Consider the following 18,028-nt stretch of genomic DNA (forward strand, 5'->3'; position numbering starts at 1 on the left):
CTTTTTATAGATAATTTGAAATGACAACTGTATGGTAAAAAGGCTTGGCTGTTTAATGAGTATTTATCTTTTTTGTGTTTATAACCTGTCAGCACAAAACACTAATGACTGGTTCAGGTTTCAACCAAATGCGGATTATTCCCGTTCGCGTATAAATATGCGTGGATGGCTGGACGCACCTGCAGGCAAAAGCGGCTTTGTAAAAATGAAAGGGAGTAACCTTTACTTTGATGATGGACAGCAAATTAAATTCTGGGGAGTCAACATTGCGGGTAACCGTCCTTTCCTTGCCCACGATGAAGCGGATAAGTGGGTAGATTTTATTGCTGCATATGGCATCAACGCCATACGTTTTCATAAGTTCACCTGGGAAGCTACAGATGGTGTTCACTCCACGCAGTTAACAGATGAAAAATGGATCAACTTCGATTATTTATGCGCGCGTTTTAAACAACAGGGCATATATACAGGTTGGTCCCATATCTATGGTCACCGGGTGTTACCCGGTGATAGCAGCCGCTTACTTGCTTACAAGGAAATAGCAGATACAAAATTTCCATGGTCGCATTTAAACGGGACTACTGCTGCCCTGGTGAATTTTGCGGAAGATTTGCAGGAATTGAATATTGAGCTTACAGTTAATATGCTCAATCATAAGAATCCGAATACCGGTCTGCGTTACGCAGATGATCCTGCACTGGCCTTTGTTGAACTTCAGAATGAAGACAATATTTTTTGGGGTGCGATCATGGAATCACTAAAGCAGGCACCTACTTACAGCAAACTACTCTGTACTAAATTTTCCAATTACCTGGCAAAAAAATATAAAACGGAAAGCGCTCTGGTAGAAGCCTGGGGCAGAAGTAATCTACCCGAAGATCAAACGCTGGAAAAAAAGAATGTGTTCCCTCAACCTAACCATGGGTTCTTTTCATACGAGTCGGAGAAAGCCTGGACCAGCCATGAAAAACTGCCACAGCATGTTCTTGACAAGGCAATGTTCTTATATGAACAACAGCAGGCATTTTATCAAAAGTTTATTGATGCCATTCGTGCAACCGGTTACAAGGGATTAATCATTGGAAGTTGCTGGCAGGCATTGCCGCTTATGGACTTGGCTTGCAGGATTGGGACGGCTCATTTGCATTTGCAATGGATTATGATCATTTTACTCCGACGGTGCAAAGCGGGCATGGAGTGTATAATGTTACTTCTCCGACACAGCTGGCATTATACCCGGCGTTAGCGGCAATGATATACAGACATGATGTAAAGTCCGCTGCAATAGTCGCTGAAAGAAACATAAAACAGGAACAACTGAAAGAAGGTCGTCTTCCATTTTTTGAAAAAGTGGCGCAGGAGTCTGATGTCAAAAACTTTCAGTCTTCTGTTCCCTTAGCCTCACTTGTCAAAGGCAGGGTCGTAATATCGTTTGGTGAGGGCGAAACTAAAAATTCTATGCCCGTTGAATCGCCTGAAGCTGCATCCATAACTTCAACCACAGGTCAGTTGGAATGGTTCCGGACTCCTAAAGGATATTTCACGATTAATACAAATGGAACTCAGGGCATGGTGGGTTTTAGCAGTGGAAAAAAACTGGATTTTGATGATTTCACCTTAAAAACCCCGAATGAGTTTGCTATTATTCTGTTACACAGCAATTTGAAGGACAAAGATATTGCATCCTCAAAAAGTATCATTGTTACCACGATTGCAAGAGCAAGAAATACGGGCATGCAATACAATGATAAAAAAGATGAATTGCTTGAATTAGGGACAGCCCCAATACTTTTGGAGCCTGTTGTATTGGAATTAACGCTTAAAAAAAGGAAGAATTTGCAGGTTTACATATTGGATCATAGCGGTAACAGAACCGGTGAAAAAATACCACTGAATAAAGGTTCGATCATTTTGGATGGCCGCAAATACAAAGCAATTTATTATGAATTGGCAGAGGAATAAAGCATTACTGACATTTCGTTGTTTACTGCTTGTTACCTGTTGAAAGATTAGTGATCAGAAGCAAGTGTAACGAAAACTGAAATTGATACCGCTGTTATAACCATCTATCGCCAGGCGCATAGACTGAACATAATCGTTGTCATCTATAACATAGCCATAAAAGCTATAATTATAAATATTCGTCGGCGAAATATATATCTTCATTTTTTTTGGTAAGTTTTTAACAGGGTTGCCAAAGTTGAGTACAGACTGGTACATTAGGATTTCCTGCGCTTCTACATAAAAAAACGGCATTGCTTTAACAGGCTTATCAGTGAAGTACTCGTAATGATAGTCAAGTGATTGACCCGTAATTAAACTGGTCTGGGTTATTTTTATAATATTGCCGTTTAGCCAGGTAAAGATTGTTTCGTTTATCGGCCGGCGATCTGTGTCTTTGTAATAGGTTCTTTTTGTAAGATTGTTGTTATTGTCGTACTCATAAGTGACGTACTCCGGCGATGCAGCGTCCAGAATTTCCGGTGTTGTGTTACCGTTGTAGGCAACAATTCTGCCCCTGGCATCTGTAATAAATTCGTTTATCAAACCGCCTGATGGATGTATGATCAGAATCTTTTGTGCTTCTCGTTGAATTGAATAAGTCAGGTACAGAATCCATCCGGGCAACTTTACAGTATAACCAAGTGCCACAGCATCAACACCTGACCAGGAGGTATTTATAGCATTTGACATGATGGGAAACAATTCCCCTTTATATGTGATCTGATTCAGCTTACATAGTTTAGCAGGTTCAGTCGTGGTTTCGGTTGCAGGTCTGATCGGAAAGCTGACCAGCACTTTGGTACAACCGCCGGCTTTTAATTCCGCTTTTCCAAAAACAGAGTCTTTCCCGCAATAGGCAACCCAATCATATATTCCGGGGCCCGAGGTATATGTAACACAGCCTTCATCGCCGCAACCTGGCCTAACGAAAGGAAACTTAGTAATCATCCCCGGCTGGTTATTTATTTTGACTTCTATCGGCCCATTACAGCTTTGTTCAGCCCAAAGCATGATATATCCTTTATTCTCCGTGGAAGGGATTCGTTTTAGCGGCGACGAGAACCAGCCCTCGGTAACCTCGTAAGAACGACCATCTTTTTTTAAAACCAGTCCTTTAAATGTACCCATTACCTTATTGTCTTCAAATGCAGTGATGGTCACGTATATATCTCCACCCAAATACGGGATGGCTGAGTATATAGTGTCGCTGGCCGTGTACAGAAACTTTGCCTCTTCTCTTGAAGTATTATAAGTTTTTCCTTTTTCTATTTTTATACTTGCCCGGATGGTTATAGAAATGTTTTCAGTTCCGTTTTTTGATATTCCCTTAATGGTTAAAATGGAAATATTATCTTCCTGTGAAAGAAACGCAGTATCAACCGGACCTTCATATTTCAATGAACCTTGTTTGAACTCCCAGGCACTTTTTACCAAAGCTGAAGAGTTGCCGGATGTGTCGATTGTTGTTGGTATTGCACCGCCACCTTCATTACTATATTCCCTTGCACATTTAGCGAAGGTCAGGACTATCAATAAGGCAATGACAAGTTGGGATATTCGTGGCATGTCAGGTTTAAGATAATAAAGTTTTCAGTCCTTACTGTGCTGCTCAATCAGTTTGGATAAGAAGAAACGGTAAAACGGGCAGGGCAGTGGGCCTCTTATTTTCTCCCGTTTTTGCAATTTGATTTCCTTTTTTCGATCCTTATTCCTCATTTAAATTGGTAGTTTTATCGATATTCAACAGATATTAAGAAACTCTATGTGTGATTTTAAAGTACTGCTTCATGATGAATATGGGTATGCCACCCAGTGTCACGAATGTAATCACATCGAAATTGCATTTGGAACATCTTTGGTACGTATTCCTGTTAACCGGCTGGGGGCATTTGTCAAATATTTAAATGAAATAAGACAGTCGACAACCGCTGTTGATCACAATCAAAAAAACATTCACCTGGATTTAGCATCGATGTATTCTTTCCAGATGATTTTGAACTATCAGGAAATGATCAGTCTTTGTGAGAGAATGGAAAAAGTGGAAGACGAGGTGAGAGCAAATGCCATGCTTGGATTATTTAATTGTTGAATTCATTCAGTTTTGTCAGCATGTTCACCAGGGTGATTTTTTGTCGTATTTAATACCGGTAAATGTATATGAAACTTTAAGGCAATTACCCGCACTAATATTATGATTGAAGCTGCAATCAATTCTGTTAAATTGCTAGAAAGGCTGAAATAAATACATAAAAAATAAATAAGGCCACCGGCCACACAGGCAAGCGCATAAATATCTTTTCGCAGCAACAATGGTACTTCATTCAATAGCACATCCCTGACGACACCTCCCAGCGATCCGGTAATAGTGCCCATAACAATACAGACCCAGGGTGACAAACCCGCTTCAATGCTTTTAGTTATTCCGACTATGGTAAATAGTCCAAGCCCTATGGCATCAAACAGGAATAGAGTATTCTCCCATTTCAATATTTTTTCTTTAAACAGCAAAGTGGCGAGCAGCGCGACTCCGGTAGTAATAAAATATTTGCTATCCAACATCCAGAATGGAGTTACATCAAGTAACAGGTCTCTTGCTGTACCGCCACCAATCGCAGTCACTAAGCCGATTATATAGGCTCCAAACCAGTCGATCTGTTTACGGGATGCCAACCTTATACCACTTATTGCAAATGCAAAGGTTCCGGCTAAGTCAAGTAAAGTCGTAAATAATCCTTCCAAAACAATGTTTGTGTGTTAAACCGGTAATATCCGGCGAACAAATATCGTATTCAAAAAATAGATGATGATGAAAATATGAAATAATGCCGAACAGTTAGTACGACAGCTTCGAAAGAATTGGCTGCATTGCCTGGTCTGAAGTAATTGAGTTTGCTTCGGTTTTCCACAAGACAGGTTGAAATCTTAATAACTTCTTAGGCAAGGGTGGTCCGTATTCCGATATATTTAGTTCCACACCCTATGCTCTTTTCCAACCATAATCATGAAAGCTTCGAATGGCGAACGACTATCGCATTGTTCCCGGCAATGCTGATAATGGTAAACTTGTCTGCTCAGATTGTACCCCTGCGTTTTGAATCGCTTAATATCAACCAGGGACTTTCGCAGGGATACATTAGTGGAATAGCCCAGGACAAGGAAGGGTTTATGTGGTTTAGCACTGGTGATGGGCTGAATAAATATGATGGATATTCCTTTACGATATATCATCACGATATACAGGATACTGCATCCATAGGCAGTGACGATCTGACCTGTGTTTTTCAGGATTCAAAGGATAGAATATGGATAGGCACAAGAAATAATGGGCTTGACCTGTTTGATAAGATTAAAAATGAATTTATTCATTTCCGCAACATTGGTACTGGCAGTATCAGGTCTAATACGGTGCTGGGCATAAAAGAAGATAAGGCAGGTATCCTTTGGATACGCACGAATAAAGGGATCGACCGGCTGGAGATAACAGATCATAATACACCTGCCCGGAAAAAATATAATTTTACATCAATCCAACTTGACAGCATCTCCCAAAAACCGACAGAGGGGGCAGAAGCCATTTTCATCGACAGCCGTAACAGGATTTTTATTACCACGCATAAAAGTATACTTGAACTTCTGCCATATTCATCAGGAAGTGGTTATAAGCTTATCGAAAGATTCCATTTCTATCCGGGCAGTGAAACGTTTATACCCGAATTGTTAGAAGATACTTTGAATCACTGTTTGTTGCTTAACAACACAAACATTATTAAATTCCCTGATTATAATTTCAGTTATCCTCAATATCTCCATCGCACTCCGGGGGGGGACATCCGATGGACGATTGACCATAAAAATACATTGTGGGTGTCAGATCAGAACAACATCACACAGTTGGATCTAAATTCTGGTGAGAAAAGAACTGTATTCCCGGCAGATCCTTTACAACAAAAAGTACTAAACGCACCAACAGTTTATTTTACAGATAAAACCGGCATTGTCTGGCTGGGTTCCGGCGGGTATGGACTTTTAAGATTTGATTCGGAAGTTGATCGGTTTCACCACATCCTACCAGGCAAAAATATTTACCAGATCAAAGAGTATGCTCCAGGGAAAATTATAACCAATGACTTTATCTCCATTGATCTCAGTAAAGTCCCGGCTTTAGTAGATACCGGTTTTGCCAATAAGCTACGCAGACATGAAATGCTGTCAGGAAAATCTATTCAATCATTTGGAGTGGATACAGCCGGAAACTTCTGGTGTGGAACAACTGGCGCTATTATCAATTTTAACCCGGTTACTAAAACAATACAAACTATTAATATACCCTTCAAAGATTTGGTTGCTTTGCCATTTCCGGTTTATGCTGACAGAAAAGAGAATGTCTGGATGGGTTATAAAAAGTTTGTAGTACGTTATAATATTAAATCAGGGCAATTCTTCCGGTATGAATATCCGATACAGCAAAGCTCTTATGATTATGATTTTCTTCAATGTATTTTTGATGATGATGGATTGATCTGGATTGGAACGACGAACGGTTTATTCTGCTTTGACACAGAAGCCAGTGAAATGAAGCCGCCATTTTTTTTCCGGCAGTCTGATTCTACTTCTGTAAGCAATAACCATATTCTTTCGTTTTGCCAGGACCAGGAAAATCCGTCCAGGTTTTTATGGGTTGGTACTAAAGGCGGCGGTTTGAACAGGCTTGATAAATCGACGGGAACATTCAAACATTTTACAACAAAAGACGGACTTTCCAATAATGTAGTATATGGAATCGAGACAGACTATGCATATAATCTTTGGCTCAGCACCAATAAAGGAATATCAGTGTTTAATGTCAAACACGGTTCTTTTAGAAAATTTGACGTTAATGACGGGTTACAGGACAATGAATTTAACCGCTATGCGAGTACGAGAACAACACAAGGCCATCTCGTTTATGGCGGACTGAATGGCATCAACTATTTCGACCCAGGTTCTATGGCTCCGCTTGAATCGCCGGCCGTTGCGATCACCGAACTCCGGCTATTCAACAGGCCGGTAAGAACAGGGGTTAAGGGATCACCCCTTACAAAAGATATTGGCATTACCGAAACCCTGGAACTCCGGCATGAGCAAAACGTAATAACTTTCAGGTTTGCCGCCATGGACTACCGGAGGCACAACAATATCAGGTACCGGTATATGATGGAAGGATTTGATGAAGACTGGATTTATTCTGGAGCGATTAATGAAGCAACCTATACTAATCTGGATGCTGGTGAATATAATTTTAGGGTGCAGGCGACTTTTGATGAGACCAATTGGATGAGCCAGACCACGGAATTGAATATTTCTATTAATGCGCCATGGTGGAAATCCTGGTGGTTCAAGATCCTTGTTATTGCCGGAAGTATTGTCCTGGCTTATGCGTTGTACAGGTATCGGATTCACCAGTTAATAATGCTTGATAGTTTACGTAACCGGATTGCCCGCGACCTTCACGATGAGGTAGGATCCTCGATTAGTACTATTGCTATTTATTCAAAGATCATGCATGAGCAAATGGAAAATAAAACTTTTAATAATGAGCCATTGGTGAAAAAAATTACGGATCATGCTACCGAGATCATGGAATCCATGAATGATATTATCTGGAATATAAATACAAAAAATGACGCCTTCGAAAACATTATAAACCGCATGCGTGAACAAGCTGTCCACTTACTGGAAGCAAAAGGTTATAACCTGCATTTTAATTTTGATGAATCCCTCTATCAAATGCAGTTACCGATGGAAAAAAGAAGAGATTTTTATCTTATTTATAAAGAAGCAATAAACAATATTGCTAAATATGCGGATGGACAGAATGTTTGGATCATCCTGTCCATTCAACCCTCATCGGTGAGACTTACAATAAAAGATGATGGCAAAGGGTTTGACGGCAACCTGATCAAAAAAAGTGGTAATGGCCTCACTAATATGCAGCAAAGGGCAGTTATGCTAAGCGGAAAATGTACAATCAGTTCCGAACCCGGCAAGGGCACAACTGTGCATCTCGAATTCTGATAAATCTGAAAAAAAACCATCGTCTGTATTGATGGTAAAATTGAATTGCATAAATATTTCCACTTATTCTGTTGTTGCTTTTTATAAAAAAACAGGGCGGTTTATGGATTAATAGCGCAATTATTGTAATTTCCGATACTATATTTTTTTCTGTACCTCAACGACATCCGGTATTGTTCTTCTCAAAACCGGATCACCGTTTCAAGCCGTCCCCTTTTGAAGATCGCTTTTCCTTTTATTAATCACATTAAATTGTATGATTAAAATTATAGTTTTTGACGATCACGCAGAAAGACGTAATGCCTTAAAGCTTATGATAAGCTTCCACGTCGATATGTTGTGTATCGGCGATTACGAAGATTGTTCGAACCTGGTGGAAAACCTCAGCGCCGAATTGCCGGATGTTGTATTAATGGATATTCATATGCCCGGCGTGGACGGCATAGAAGGAGTTAAATTGCTTCAACGGCACTATCCCCAGGTCCTGATTATTATGCAAACCATATTTGAAGATGATGACAATCTTTTTAAGTGCCTGCAGGCTGGAGCGCATGGATACATATTAAAGCAAACATCCAATGATAAAGTGATTGAAGCCATCCGGGACGTGGTGAATGGTGGTGCGCCGATGACACCATCCATTGCACGACGCGTGCTGCAACATTTCGGAAATAAAAAAACGAACCCGAACGATGAAACCTACAATCTTTCAAAAAGGGAACTGGACATACTTGGTCAACTCGTGAAAGGACTAAGTCATAAAATGATCGCTGCTGAATTGAATATCTCCATTTTTACAGTAAATAATCATGTTAAAAACGTATATCAAAAATTACAGGTGCACAGTGTATCAGAGGCGGTTGCTACAGCTATTCAGAAAAATATAGTTTGAGCTTATGACGAGTCCCCAATCTATTCGCCCCTTTGTTACCATGCTACGGCTTCTTTGCAGTGTATTTATTATTATTTCACCCGGATCAGTTCCTGTATTCGCTCAGTCTATCAGAACAATTTCTACAGGTGACGGTTTACCGCAATCTTTTGTATCGGGGCTGGTGCAGGATGATAGTTCATTTATCTGGATCGGGACCCGCAATGGCATTGCACGTTTCGACGGTATGCAATACAAAATCTTTCAGCATCATTCTTATGACACACAATCGCTTTCATCCAATGTAATTATCTGGATGAAAAAAGATCCTCAAAACCGTATATGGATAGAACATGAGTCGGGCGAAATTGATATGCTTAACCCGGTAACTGAAAAAATAACGCACCTGCTGAAAGGCAACCTCCCTTTAGATACCAGTGTTGTTTTTGTACGCCGGGGCTGGATGGTAGATAGTGATGGTACTTTCTGGGGAATTATCCGGAGCAATGGACTTAACAACTACCATCCGGGCCGCAAAAAAATTGTTCATTTTAACCGGGCAAATTCCACTTTGCCCGGCGATACCGTAAGAGGCATAGTAGAAACAGGAAAGCGGCAGGTTTGGGTGGTAAGTCAGCAGGCAATAAGCCAATATGATAAAAATCGGAATAAATTTGTGAATTGGCCGATACCCTATCAACAGGATTATGGTGCCTTCCCAGAATCGGATGCTATCGCTATTGATCTGCATGAACGTGCGAACGGAGAGTTGATGTGGGGCGACAGGAATGCTTTGTATTTTTTTAACCCAACTACTAATCAATTCAGAAAATCGGTTATTCCCAGCCAGGGTTATATGGGAATCAGGTGGATTCGCTCCGGAAGAGAACAAACTGAATACCTTGAAACCTACGGAAAAATATACGCTTATTCCGATGCCACCGGTGTAACCCCTGTTGGAAATACAAATGCACATGTTTTTGGAGATGTAAAATCATTTCTGGTTGACCGGTCTGGTGTAATATGGATGGGGACAAACGCGCAGGGAATACGCCAGATAGATCTGGAAACACCTTTTTTCCAGGTATCCCGCTACAAAAAAGATTTTGCCACTGATATGTTGATGCAGGAATTCGGTATTGATCTGCAAAAGCAATTTAACTGGACTATCAACGATTTGATTTTTACCTCACCGGCTTATCATTTAAGAACCACATACGACCATAACCGGCGTTTATATTTTGCTTTGAAGGAATCTGTATGTTACTATGATAGCATTCAAAAAAAAGTTATTGCACTTCCACGTTTATCATTGGCCAATAGCCCAACAGAAACGGGGATTGGGATTAAGGGCATCTCGATTATGCCGGATGGTTCGCCGGTAATCATAAGTTTTAATGGAAAAATCTTTGCTTATAATTTCTCAAATTCAAAATGGGAATCTCTTATCGACCATAACTTATTAAGAAAACAATTTGGCGCCCTTTTATTGCCACAGGATATTTATGTAGATCAAAGCTATTGTTGGATTACAACCGAGAATGATGGGCTACTAAAACTTGAACTTAGCACAAAAAAGATTCAACAATTCAAGGAAGAACCCAAGGTTGGTTCATTGCCCTCAAATCAATTACTTGGGATTCGTGCCGATGCAGCCCGCAAAAACATAATCTGGATCGGTAGCTACCAGGGGATGATCTCCTTTAATACACAAACTCAGAAATGCGAAGTAATTTCATTTCCCGAGAATCTACCAGATAATACAATTTATTCAATCCTGGATGATCAGGATGGAAACCTGTGGCTCAGTAGCAATAGAGGGATTACAAAATTTGAGCCCGAAACGAAACGCGTGAGGGTCTTTGTTACCCGGCATGGTTTGCCGGGCGACGAATTCAACCGTTTCCATCATCTTCGTTTACCAAATGGTGATCTGGTTTTCGGAGGTACGGAAGGATGGATAAAATTCAACGCGCTTTCGATGAAGGAAGATGAATACGATCCGGTAGTAGCATTTACGAATCTGAAAATCAACAATAGAAATGTGACTGCCTTTGACAAGGACAGCGATCTGAACGTTCCCCTCAATGCCATGCAACGCCTGGTACTTCCTTACGAAAAAAACACGCTCAGTATTGGATTTGCCGGGTTGGAATATACGCAGCCACAAGACCTCTTATATAGATATAAACTTGAAGGTTACGATAAAGATTGGATAGTAGCAGGTAAAGAGCGGCAGGCAAATTATACCAAGATACCTCCAGGCAGTTATACCTTACTGGTAAATGCCAGTAACACCACAGGAAAGTGGAGTTCCTTTGTGAAAAGTGTTAAATTAAAAATCAATGCGCCCTGGTGGGCGTCCTGGACTGCTTATTTATGCTACTCTATTATTATTGCCGGGTTGGTCTGGACCTTTATCCGCTTCCGGGTAGGCAGAATGTTGATGGAAAAAGAAATGATTCTTAAAGAAAAAGAAACCCTTCAACTTAAAGAACTGGATGATATGAAATCGCGGTTCTTTTCTAATATTACGCATGAATTCCGCACACCTCTGACCCTGATACTTGGACCGGCGGAACAATTGAAAACCGGAAAGGCAGATACTGACAAACAGCATCACCTCGCCGATACAATTGTCAGAAATGCAAAGCAGTTACTGGTTTTAATTAACAGGCTGATGGATCTTTCAAAGCTGGAAGCCAAAGCCATGAAACTACATGAGCAGCGCGGCAACCCCGCCACGGTAGTTGGTGCTGTAGTACATTCTTTTGAAAACGATGCAGAAGCCAGGCAGGTCGATCTCTCATTCACCAACGATACAGGATTAACAGATTGCTGGTTTTATCCCGATGCCATTGAACGAATTGTCTATAACCTTGTTTCCAATGCGTTGAAATTCACCCCGGTGGGTGGCAAAGTAGAAGTGGTTTTATCTGTTAATCCTGATCAACTCCAGCTATCAGTGACAGATACCGGGGTAGGGATAGAATCCCAAAAATTACCTTATATATTTGACCGCTATTACCAGGCAAGTGAATTTCCTGACCTCGCAGAAGAAACGATTGACAAAGGAACGGGCATAGGCCTGGCAATGGTTAAAGAATTAGTTGATCAGATGCAGGGAAACATTGAAGTTAAGAGTTTTGTTGAAGCCCCGTCTGGTACCCGCTTTGAACTGTTATTACCATTAAGGGTAGCGGAAGCAACACAGATATCAGGTACCGAAACCGGACAGCATGATGGTTTTGTTGCTGACACTCCGCCATTAGAAAATACCGCACAGATTCTTCTGGTAGAAGACAATAGGGAACTCGCGGCTTTTGTGATGGATATTATGCGTGATCATTATCATGTAAATCATGTGCTGAACGGTGCTGAAGGGTTGGAACTTGCATTGTCGATGATGCCTGATCTTATCATCAGCGATGTTATGATGCCCGTGATGGATGGATATGAATTCACTTCAGCTGTGAAGGCAGATATCCGTACGGCCCATATCCCGGTAATACTACTAACTGCAAAAACTGCCCATGAACATCTTATTGAAGGACTTTCCCGTGGGGCAGATGATTACTTAACAAAACCTTTTCATCCTACTGAATTATTGCTTCGGATACAGAATCAACTCACCAGGCAACAAAAACTAAGGAATCGTCTCCGGGAGGAGTTGGGTGCCCATATACCCACCGATACCGCTTCAATGGTTCAACAGGCAGAACCAATAGTGGAAGATGTTTTCCTGGTAAAATTTTATGCACTCCTTGAAGAGCATATTGACGACTCACTATTTGGGGTAGATCAACTGGCTGGATTGATGAATATCAGCCGGAGCAGTCTCCATCGTAAATTAAAAGCGCTCACTGATATGTCAACCACTGAAGTGGTTCGCAATTACCGGTTAAAAAAAGCAACCCGCTTTCTTCAGGAGGGATTTAGCAGTTCGGAAACTGCATATAAATCAGGATTTGGCAGCCCCGCATATTTCACAAAATGTTTCCGCGAAGTTTACGGTATCACTCCCGGTGATTATATCCAGAAAATTAAAAACACGCCTGTTGCAAAAAACTAAGCCGGTTTTGAGACCTGTTAGGCAGCAAACTTGCCACTTTTCCGGCGATCCTTATTCCTTCCTGTTCATGTTTTCCCTTTTCATCTGAATGCATCTTTTTGAAGAACAACCACATCGGGTAAGCCGGTGTGGAGGGCAGGGGGCAATGAAACAATATTTACAGTTTCTGCAACATGAAATATAGTACCTCCATTTTTGTCAGGGTAGTTTTGTAATCTAAACAAAAGGGGAAACCTATTTTTTCAAATAAGTAATATAATTAAACATGAAATCTCTTTTAATTGGCATTTTTTTTATCAGTACAATCATCAGGTGTTCGGCTCAAACACAAATTGTAAATAGCTGGCGCGACGCGGAAACAACGATTCAAAATCCCGGCTTGCATTCAATAGTAGTAGCAGCCCTGATCAACGACCAGGTTGTTCGCAGGCAGGTTGAAGATTATATGGCTTCGTTATATCCCGGGGCAGCGACACAATCCTACATGCTTTTTGGAGGGGATTCACTGTTGCAGAAAGGAGAGTCGCACTACAACGACATCTTGAAAAAAGAGGGATATGATGGTATCGTATTACTGAGACAAACAGGTGAAAATACTGATCAGCAATTTGTGGCCGGACGTCCGCCTGCTTATCTTAATACCTGGAGTGGCTATTGGCGTGGCGGCTGGGGAAACCGTTGGGCTGAACCGCAATTTTTGCCAGGAACACCCGGTCGTATTGAGACCGACCGCACATGGCATGTCCAGGTGACCGTTTATTCTTTACTGGCTAATAAATTAATCTGGGCTGCCAATACCAACACTACAAATCCGGGAGGGAGAGTTCCACTTTTTGAAGACGTGTGTAAAGCCGTTAAAAAAGAAATGAAAAGGGAAGGTTTTTCCCGTTAAGATGATGATGTAATCAATTCAAAGATCATGAACACAAAGATTCAACAGCCGACAAAACAGCGGGAAAAATTCAACGTTTTTTATGTTATTATGAACATAAGCCTTCTGTGTATTTTGCCAGCCGCTTCCGTCACAGCAGAGATAGTAAAAGAACAAATACCCATACATTGGACCATTGTTGCAAAATGGTTTATATTCTGGGCAGCAGGCATCCGGCTTTTTACTGCGGGTCTAAAGCAGGCAGCTAACCCGGAATTTACAGCCCGGGAAATATTCAGATTCACCTCGAAGGACAGTTATGTAGTGATACGTGAACTTGGGTTTGCAAACATTGCTTTAGGAGCAATGGGTATTCTCTCGGTAATAAATGAGCATTGGCGTTTGCTGGCGGCCATTACCAGTTGTATTTTCTTCGGCTTCGCGGCATTGCAGCATTATTCAAAAAAGCCTGACACGCCCAATGAGTTTGTGGCGCTTGTGTACGACACGAGTGTATTCATTATACTCCTTGTTTTTACGATCATGGCATTTCCGCTTTGATAAGAAATGATATATCCTGAGAAATAACCTGGAGGCCGCGCTCGTCGCGGCTTTTTAGTCTCCGCTTTTTTGCGCGTCCACCTTCGACGTCTATCATCACAAAAATTATCAAAAGAAAATTTATCTGAGATTTTATCTCAGTATTCATCTATTGTCACCAAATAAAAAGTTAAAGTCATGTTTACGTTTTCAACCTTAGCTCTTCTACTTCCTGTTGCTATTTTTTTCCACGTTACGGAGGAATTTCTGGTCCCCGGGGGCTTTATAGAATGGTACCAAAAGTTTGTTCCCTCGAAAACAAAAGGAATACAACCAGGTTACCTTGTATGGATCAATACGCTAATGATCGGCGTTTGTGTTTTGCCTTTTTATTTTGATCATACCCCGGCAGGTATCGCAATCTGGTACTGTATTTCTTTAAGTACTGCTGTAAATGCATGTTTTCACATCTGGGGGGTAATAAAGATGAAAATGTATTCCCCGGGAGTGCTGACGGGGGTTCTCCTGTACATTCCGCTGTTTATTATAGGGAGTATGAAGCTTTTGTCACCCGAATCAGTTAGTTTAAGAACTATAGTGGTATGTACCGCTGCTGCTATAGGTTATCATATCTTATCTGTGATAAGACAAGCCAGGTAAAACAATTAAGAAATAAAAATCCTACCGTGATCTGACCGATCGCCAAACCAGCGCCGCATGTTTATGCGGCGCTGGTTTTTTTTATAGGTCTTATAGCCTCTTTTAGCTATTGCACTGGTTTATGCAACATTCTACATTTGCGGTACGAAACATGGACGTTTCCTGGATTACATTAACAAAAAGATTTCACAATTGCTCTGGTGAATGCCGGAACGAACGAGATATATAAAAACACTGTATGATACTAGCAATATTTAAACATTTTATCAGCACAATTCCTGCGGGAGTATTTTGCTTCTTTTTTGTCTGCATAATAATAGTGCTTGCACAATCCGGGCTTTTGCTTTTCAATCGCTTTCATTTGCAGAAGCGACTGCCTGTAAACAATGAAGTGGCAGGGATTATGTTTGGTGCCATTAGTCTTGTTTATTCTCTGATACTCGCTTTCGTAATTGTTGCTGTTTGGGAAGATTACGAAGATCTGGATAAAACAATAGAGTCAGAGTCCGACAAAATGAACAGCATCATTACCCATATATCTACCATGCCAGATTCTATACGTATCCCCGTCCGCCAGGCAATGTATACTTATACCACAAATGTCATTAACAATGAATGGACCATGCACAGCAACGATTTAGTCACTCAGTCAAGTGCCATTCCTTACCTAAGGTTAATGTTACTTACCCGGAAACCAAAAAATGATCTGCAGCGAAATGTTTTTGTTGTAATCGATAATGACCTGAGTGATATAACAGAACTGAGACGGAACCGGCTGACACATAATCACTCGCAAATTCCCGACCTTGTTTGGTTCATACTTAAGGCTGGCACGGTGCTCCTGGTTATATTTTCCTATTTTTTCCAATTGGATTCTATCCGGCTTAAAAGAATCTATTTGTCATTTTTTTCCGGGAGCCTGGCGATGTGCTTGTTTTTAATAGCAGCACTTGATCATCCGTTTGACCCAAGAATGCAAATCAGTAAAGCACCTTACATTACCATACAACAAGCCCTGCAAAATGACAATGTTATTGTTTCAAATTAAAATATATTTTTTATGACAGTTGATCAATTGAAAGCAGTCGCATGCACGACGATGGCAAATGCGCAAATTTTTCTTCCTTATCTCAATGATGTTTTTATGAAGTATGATCTTAATACTTCCGCCCGGCAACTATGTTTCCTGGCACAGGTTTCTCACGAGAGTGGCGGACTTTATTATACTGAAGAACTGGCCAGCGGGCAGGCCTATGAAGGGCGTAGAGATCTGGGCAATATAAACCCGGGCGATGGAGTAAAATTCAAGGGTCGTGGACTGATACAAATAACCGGACGTACAAATTACACCGCCATTGGCCGGGATCTCCAGGCAGATTTTATCAATAATCCGAGTTTGCTGGGTGGAAAAAATATTCACTTCTGTTCGCCGGATCAACTAAAATATGCTGCCCTGAGTGCAGGATGGTTCTGGAATAAAACAGGACTCAACTCATGGGCCGATAAAATCAATGTAACGCAACCCATTGACGAAGGGGCTAATCTTGATAATTTCAAAGCCATTACAAGAAGGATCAATGGTGGTTACAATGGCCTGGCAGATAGAATACAGAGATACCAGCAAGGTAGATTGTTATTTACCGGGAATACGAATACAGCAACTTCCCCGATTCAAATTACCGTTACTGCATAGCCTGATTTAGCTATTGTTGCTAAACTCAAAGCGATTTATTTTTGCATCATCAATCCGTAAAAGTCCCCTGGCAATGTTAAAAAGGAAACGAACAAAATAAATCAATCTGTAACCGTCCTTCTTACTAACGACTTCTGGCTTTTCATTGCTTTTACAATCTATTTATTAGTTATTAAAAAAATCCCTGTAGGCAAATGCTGTCTGCAGAACAGGATATCTATGCAATTTATTTTTTAATTATAAAACAGAAAATCATGACAAAAACAACAATGCTTTTTATGGGAACACTGCTGATACTGGCAGGCTGTTCCACCATTTCAAAATTCGACCAGTTTGCCTATTCTCAAACAACTGCAATTAAAGTGGATGTATTGAATGTAATGGGCCTGGCAACCGACAGCTTTGCCCTGCATGCCAATGCGGTGCTGGGTGTACAAACAGAAATCGATAAGATTTACGAGTATGAAAAGAACCGTCCGAAAAACACCATCTCGGAAAAGATGTGGACAGTCCTTAAAGATTCAACCGGCCATTTGTTCGGAGGCTTTGTAGCCCGCTGGAAAAAAGAAGGCAAACTCGACGATGTATTTGTGAAAGAATCACAGTCACTGATTGGTTCTTCATTTGACCAGATTTCACAACTCGAAAGTGGAAAAATTAAACCACAACAGGTAATCACACAACAAGTAACCAATTAATAAAAAGTTTAAAACATTAAATCATGAGTACAAATTTTGACCAGATATACACGGATCTGAAATCAGGTGTAATAGACTTAGCAAAACAATATTTCCAGGATTATTTAACGGAGGCAAAAGCAGCGGGACAATCTGCCCTGGACGGAATGAAAGATAATCTTCAACGCTGGTCACAGGAAGTGGAAAACGGAGCACTTACAAAGGAGGACCTGGAATTCCTGTTGCAGGAGGAAGGGTCGCTGGAAGAACTGACTGGTTTGAAGCAAGCTGGCATTACTGAAATCAGGATCGATGAGTTCCGCAATGCAATCATCTCTGTCATAACCGGGACATTGACCAGTTTGATAAAAATTTGATTCAAAAACTATAAACAACAGATTTTTGAATTAACCATCGGAAAAAGATTTAGTAATACAATTTAAAAATATTTTTATGACTCGATTATTTTTGACACTCCCTTTCAACCTGGACTTAATGCATACAATTTCCTATCTGAGCATTGTTGCCATTAGCCTGGTATTCTTTGTGCTGGCACGCTACAGCAATCTCTTAAGAGATGAAATCT

Annotated in this window: 15 protein-coding genes; 13 read left to right on the forward strand and 2 right to left on the reverse strand. The window is 40.8% G+C overall.

Annotated features, from left to right (window positions below; all coding sequences use genetic code 11):
• The first annotated feature begins 55 nt into the window (after nt 1-55).
• Entirely contained in the window at nt 56-1,246 is a 1,191-nt protein-coding gene (locus VK664_RS15285) for a hypothetical protein (RefSeq protein WP_461399547.1), read from the forward strand.
• A 5-nt stretch (nt 1,247-1,251) separates the two neighbouring features.
• Nucleotides 1,252-1,962: a hypothetical protein gene (locus VK664_RS15290; RefSeq protein ID WP_461399548.1), complete on the forward strand. Its 711-nt coding sequence runs from the start codon at nt 1,252-1,254 to the stop codon at nt 1,960-1,962.
• Nucleotides 1,963-2,016: 54 nt separating this feature from the next.
• Here VK664_RS15290 and VK664_RS15295 read toward each other — a convergent pair whose 3' ends face one another.
• Complete coding sequence (locus VK664_RS15295; protein WP_461399549.1) at nt 2,017-3,570, reverse strand: hypothetical protein; 1,554 nt, start codon at nt 3,568-3,570, stop codon at nt 2,017-2,019.
• Nucleotides 3,571-3,766: 196 nt separating this feature from the next.
• Here VK664_RS15295 and VK664_RS15300 point away from each other — a divergent pair, with 196 nt between their 5' ends.
• Nucleotides 3,767-4,093: a hypothetical protein gene (locus VK664_RS15300; protein WP_461399550.1), complete on the forward strand. Its 327-nt coding sequence runs from the start codon at nt 3,767-3,769 to the stop codon at nt 4,091-4,093.
• Between the two features lie 2 nt (nt 4,094-4,095).
• Here the strand turns inward: VK664_RS15300 and VK664_RS15305 are convergent, their stop codons facing one another.
• A complete protein-coding gene (locus VK664_RS15305; protein ID WP_461399551.1) occupies nt 4,096-4,743 on the reverse strand; it encodes a trimeric intracellular cation channel family protein in 648 nt (215 codons plus the stop codon).
• Between the two features lie 240 nt (nt 4,744-4,983).
• On the opposite strand from VK664_RS15305, the gene VK664_RS15310 reads away from it, so the two are divergent.
• The 10 genes from VK664_RS15310 to VK664_RS15355 all read left to right on the forward strand — a co-directional run bounded on the left by VK664_RS15310 (nt 4,984) and on the right by VK664_RS15355 (nt 17,819).
• On the forward strand, nt 4,984-8,058 hold the full coding sequence (locus tag VK664_RS15310; RefSeq protein WP_461399552.1) for a sensor histidine kinase: 3,075 nt from the start codon (nt 4,984-4,986) through the stop codon (nt 8,056-8,058).
• A 256-nt stretch (nt 8,059-8,314) separates the two neighbouring features.
• Nucleotides 8,315-8,950 (forward strand): response regulator, encoded by a 636-nt coding sequence (locus tag VK664_RS15315; protein WP_461399553.1) that lies wholly within the window; start codon nt 8,315-8,317, stop codon nt 8,948-8,950.
• A 4-nt stretch (nt 8,951-8,954) separates the two neighbouring features.
• On the forward strand, nt 8,955-13,001 hold the full coding sequence (locus VK664_RS15320; protein WP_461399554.1) for an ATP-binding protein: 4,047 nt from the start codon (nt 8,955-8,957) through the stop codon (nt 12,999-13,001).
• 265 nt (nt 13,002-13,266) lie between these two features.
• Nucleotides 13,267-13,893, forward strand: a complete 627-nt coding sequence (locus tag VK664_RS15325; protein ID WP_461399555.1) for a hypothetical protein — start codon at nt 13,267-13,269, stop codon at nt 13,891-13,893.
• 27 nt (nt 13,894-13,920) lie between these two features.
• Nucleotides 13,921-14,433 (forward strand): DUF6790 family protein, encoded by a 513-nt coding sequence (locus VK664_RS15330; protein WP_461399556.1) that lies wholly within the window; start codon nt 13,921-13,923, stop codon nt 14,431-14,433.
• 177 nt (nt 14,434-14,610) lie between these two features.
• The gene (locus VK664_RS15335) at nt 14,611-15,072 is read left to right on the forward strand and encodes an HXXEE domain-containing protein (protein ID WP_461399557.1); all 462 of its coding nucleotides are present in this window, start codon (nt 14,611-14,613) and stop codon (nt 15,070-15,072) included.
• A gap of 238 nt (nt 15,073-15,310) precedes the next feature.
• Nucleotides 15,311-16,120 carry a bestrophin-like domain gene (locus VK664_RS15340; RefSeq protein WP_461399558.1) on the forward strand — a complete coding sequence of 270 codons (810 nt, stop codon included), beginning with the start codon at nt 15,311-15,313 and terminating at the stop codon, nt 16,118-16,120.
• A 12-nt stretch (nt 16,121-16,132) separates the two neighbouring features.
• Entirely contained in the window at nt 16,133-16,765 is a 633-nt protein-coding gene (locus VK664_RS15345) for a glycoside hydrolase family 19 protein (protein ID WP_461399559.1), read from the forward strand.
• Between the two features lie 254 nt (nt 16,766-17,019).
• Nucleotides 17,020-17,463, forward strand: coding sequence for a hypothetical protein (locus tag VK664_RS15350; RefSeq protein WP_461399560.1), 444 nt, complete (start codon nt 17,020-17,022; stop codon nt 17,461-17,463).
• Between the two features lie 23 nt (nt 17,464-17,486).
• Nucleotides 17,487-17,819 (forward strand): hypothetical protein, encoded by a 333-nt coding sequence (locus VK664_RS15355; protein WP_461399561.1) that lies wholly within the window; start codon nt 17,487-17,489, stop codon nt 17,817-17,819.
• The last annotated feature ends 209 nt before the right edge of the window (nt 17,820-18,028 follow it).

Source organism: Flavitalea sp., assembly GCF_035489435.1.
In the GTDB taxonomy this organism is placed as follows: domain Bacteria; phylum Bacteroidota; class Bacteroidia; order Chitinophagales; family Chitinophagaceae; genus DATHKG01.

What these genes read in the sequence shown, in the direction of transcription:
- VK664_RS15345 (WP_461399559.1), top strand. Translation starts at nt 16,133, where the DNA reads ATGACAGTTGATCAATTGAAAGCAGTCGCATGCACGACGATGGCAAAT.
- VK664_RS15340 (WP_461399558.1), top strand. Translation starts at nt 15,311, where the DNA reads ATGATACTAGCAATATTTAAACATTTTATCAGCACAATTCCTGCGGGA.
- VK664_RS15330 (WP_461399556.1), top strand. Translation starts at nt 13,921, where the DNA reads ATGAACACAAAGATTCAACAGCCGACAAAACAGCGGGAAAAATTCAAC.
- VK664_RS15295 (WP_461399549.1), bottom strand. Translation starts at nt 3,570, where the DNA reads ATGCCACGAATATCCCAACTTGTCATTGCCTTATTGATAGTCCTGACC.
- VK664_RS15310 (WP_461399552.1), top strand. Translation starts at nt 4,984, where the DNA reads ATGCTCTTTTCCAACCATAATCATGAAAGCTTCGAATGGCGAACGACT.
- VK664_RS15320 (WP_461399554.1), top strand. Translation starts at nt 8,955, where the DNA reads ATGACGAGTCCCCAATCTATTCGCCCCTTTGTTACCATGCTACGGCTT.
- VK664_RS15335 (WP_461399557.1), top strand. Translation starts at nt 14,611, where the DNA reads ATGTTTACGTTTTCAACCTTAGCTCTTCTACTTCCTGTTGCTATTTTT.
- VK664_RS15350 (WP_461399560.1), top strand. Translation starts at nt 17,020, where the DNA reads ATGACAAAAACAACAATGCTTTTTATGGGAACACTGCTGATACTGGCA.
- VK664_RS15290 (WP_461399548.1), top strand. Translation starts at nt 1,252, where the DNA reads ATGATATACAGACATGATGTAAAGTCCGCTGCAATAGTCGCTGAAAGA.
- VK664_RS15325 (WP_461399555.1), top strand. Translation starts at nt 13,267, where the DNA reads ATGAAATCTCTTTTAATTGGCATTTTTTTTATCAGTACAATCATCAGG.
- VK664_RS15355 (WP_461399561.1), top strand. Translation starts at nt 17,487, where the DNA reads ATGAGTACAAATTTTGACCAGATATACACGGATCTGAAATCAGGTGTA.
- VK664_RS15285 (WP_461399547.1), top strand. Translation starts at nt 56, where the DNA reads ATGAGTATTTATCTTTTTTGTGTTTATAACCTGTCAGCACAAAACACT.
- VK664_RS15315 (WP_461399553.1), top strand. Translation starts at nt 8,315, where the DNA reads ATGATTAAAATTATAGTTTTTGACGATCACGCAGAAAGACGTAATGCC.
- VK664_RS15300 (WP_461399550.1), top strand. Translation starts at nt 3,767, where the DNA reads ATGTGTGATTTTAAAGTACTGCTTCATGATGAATATGGGTATGCCACC.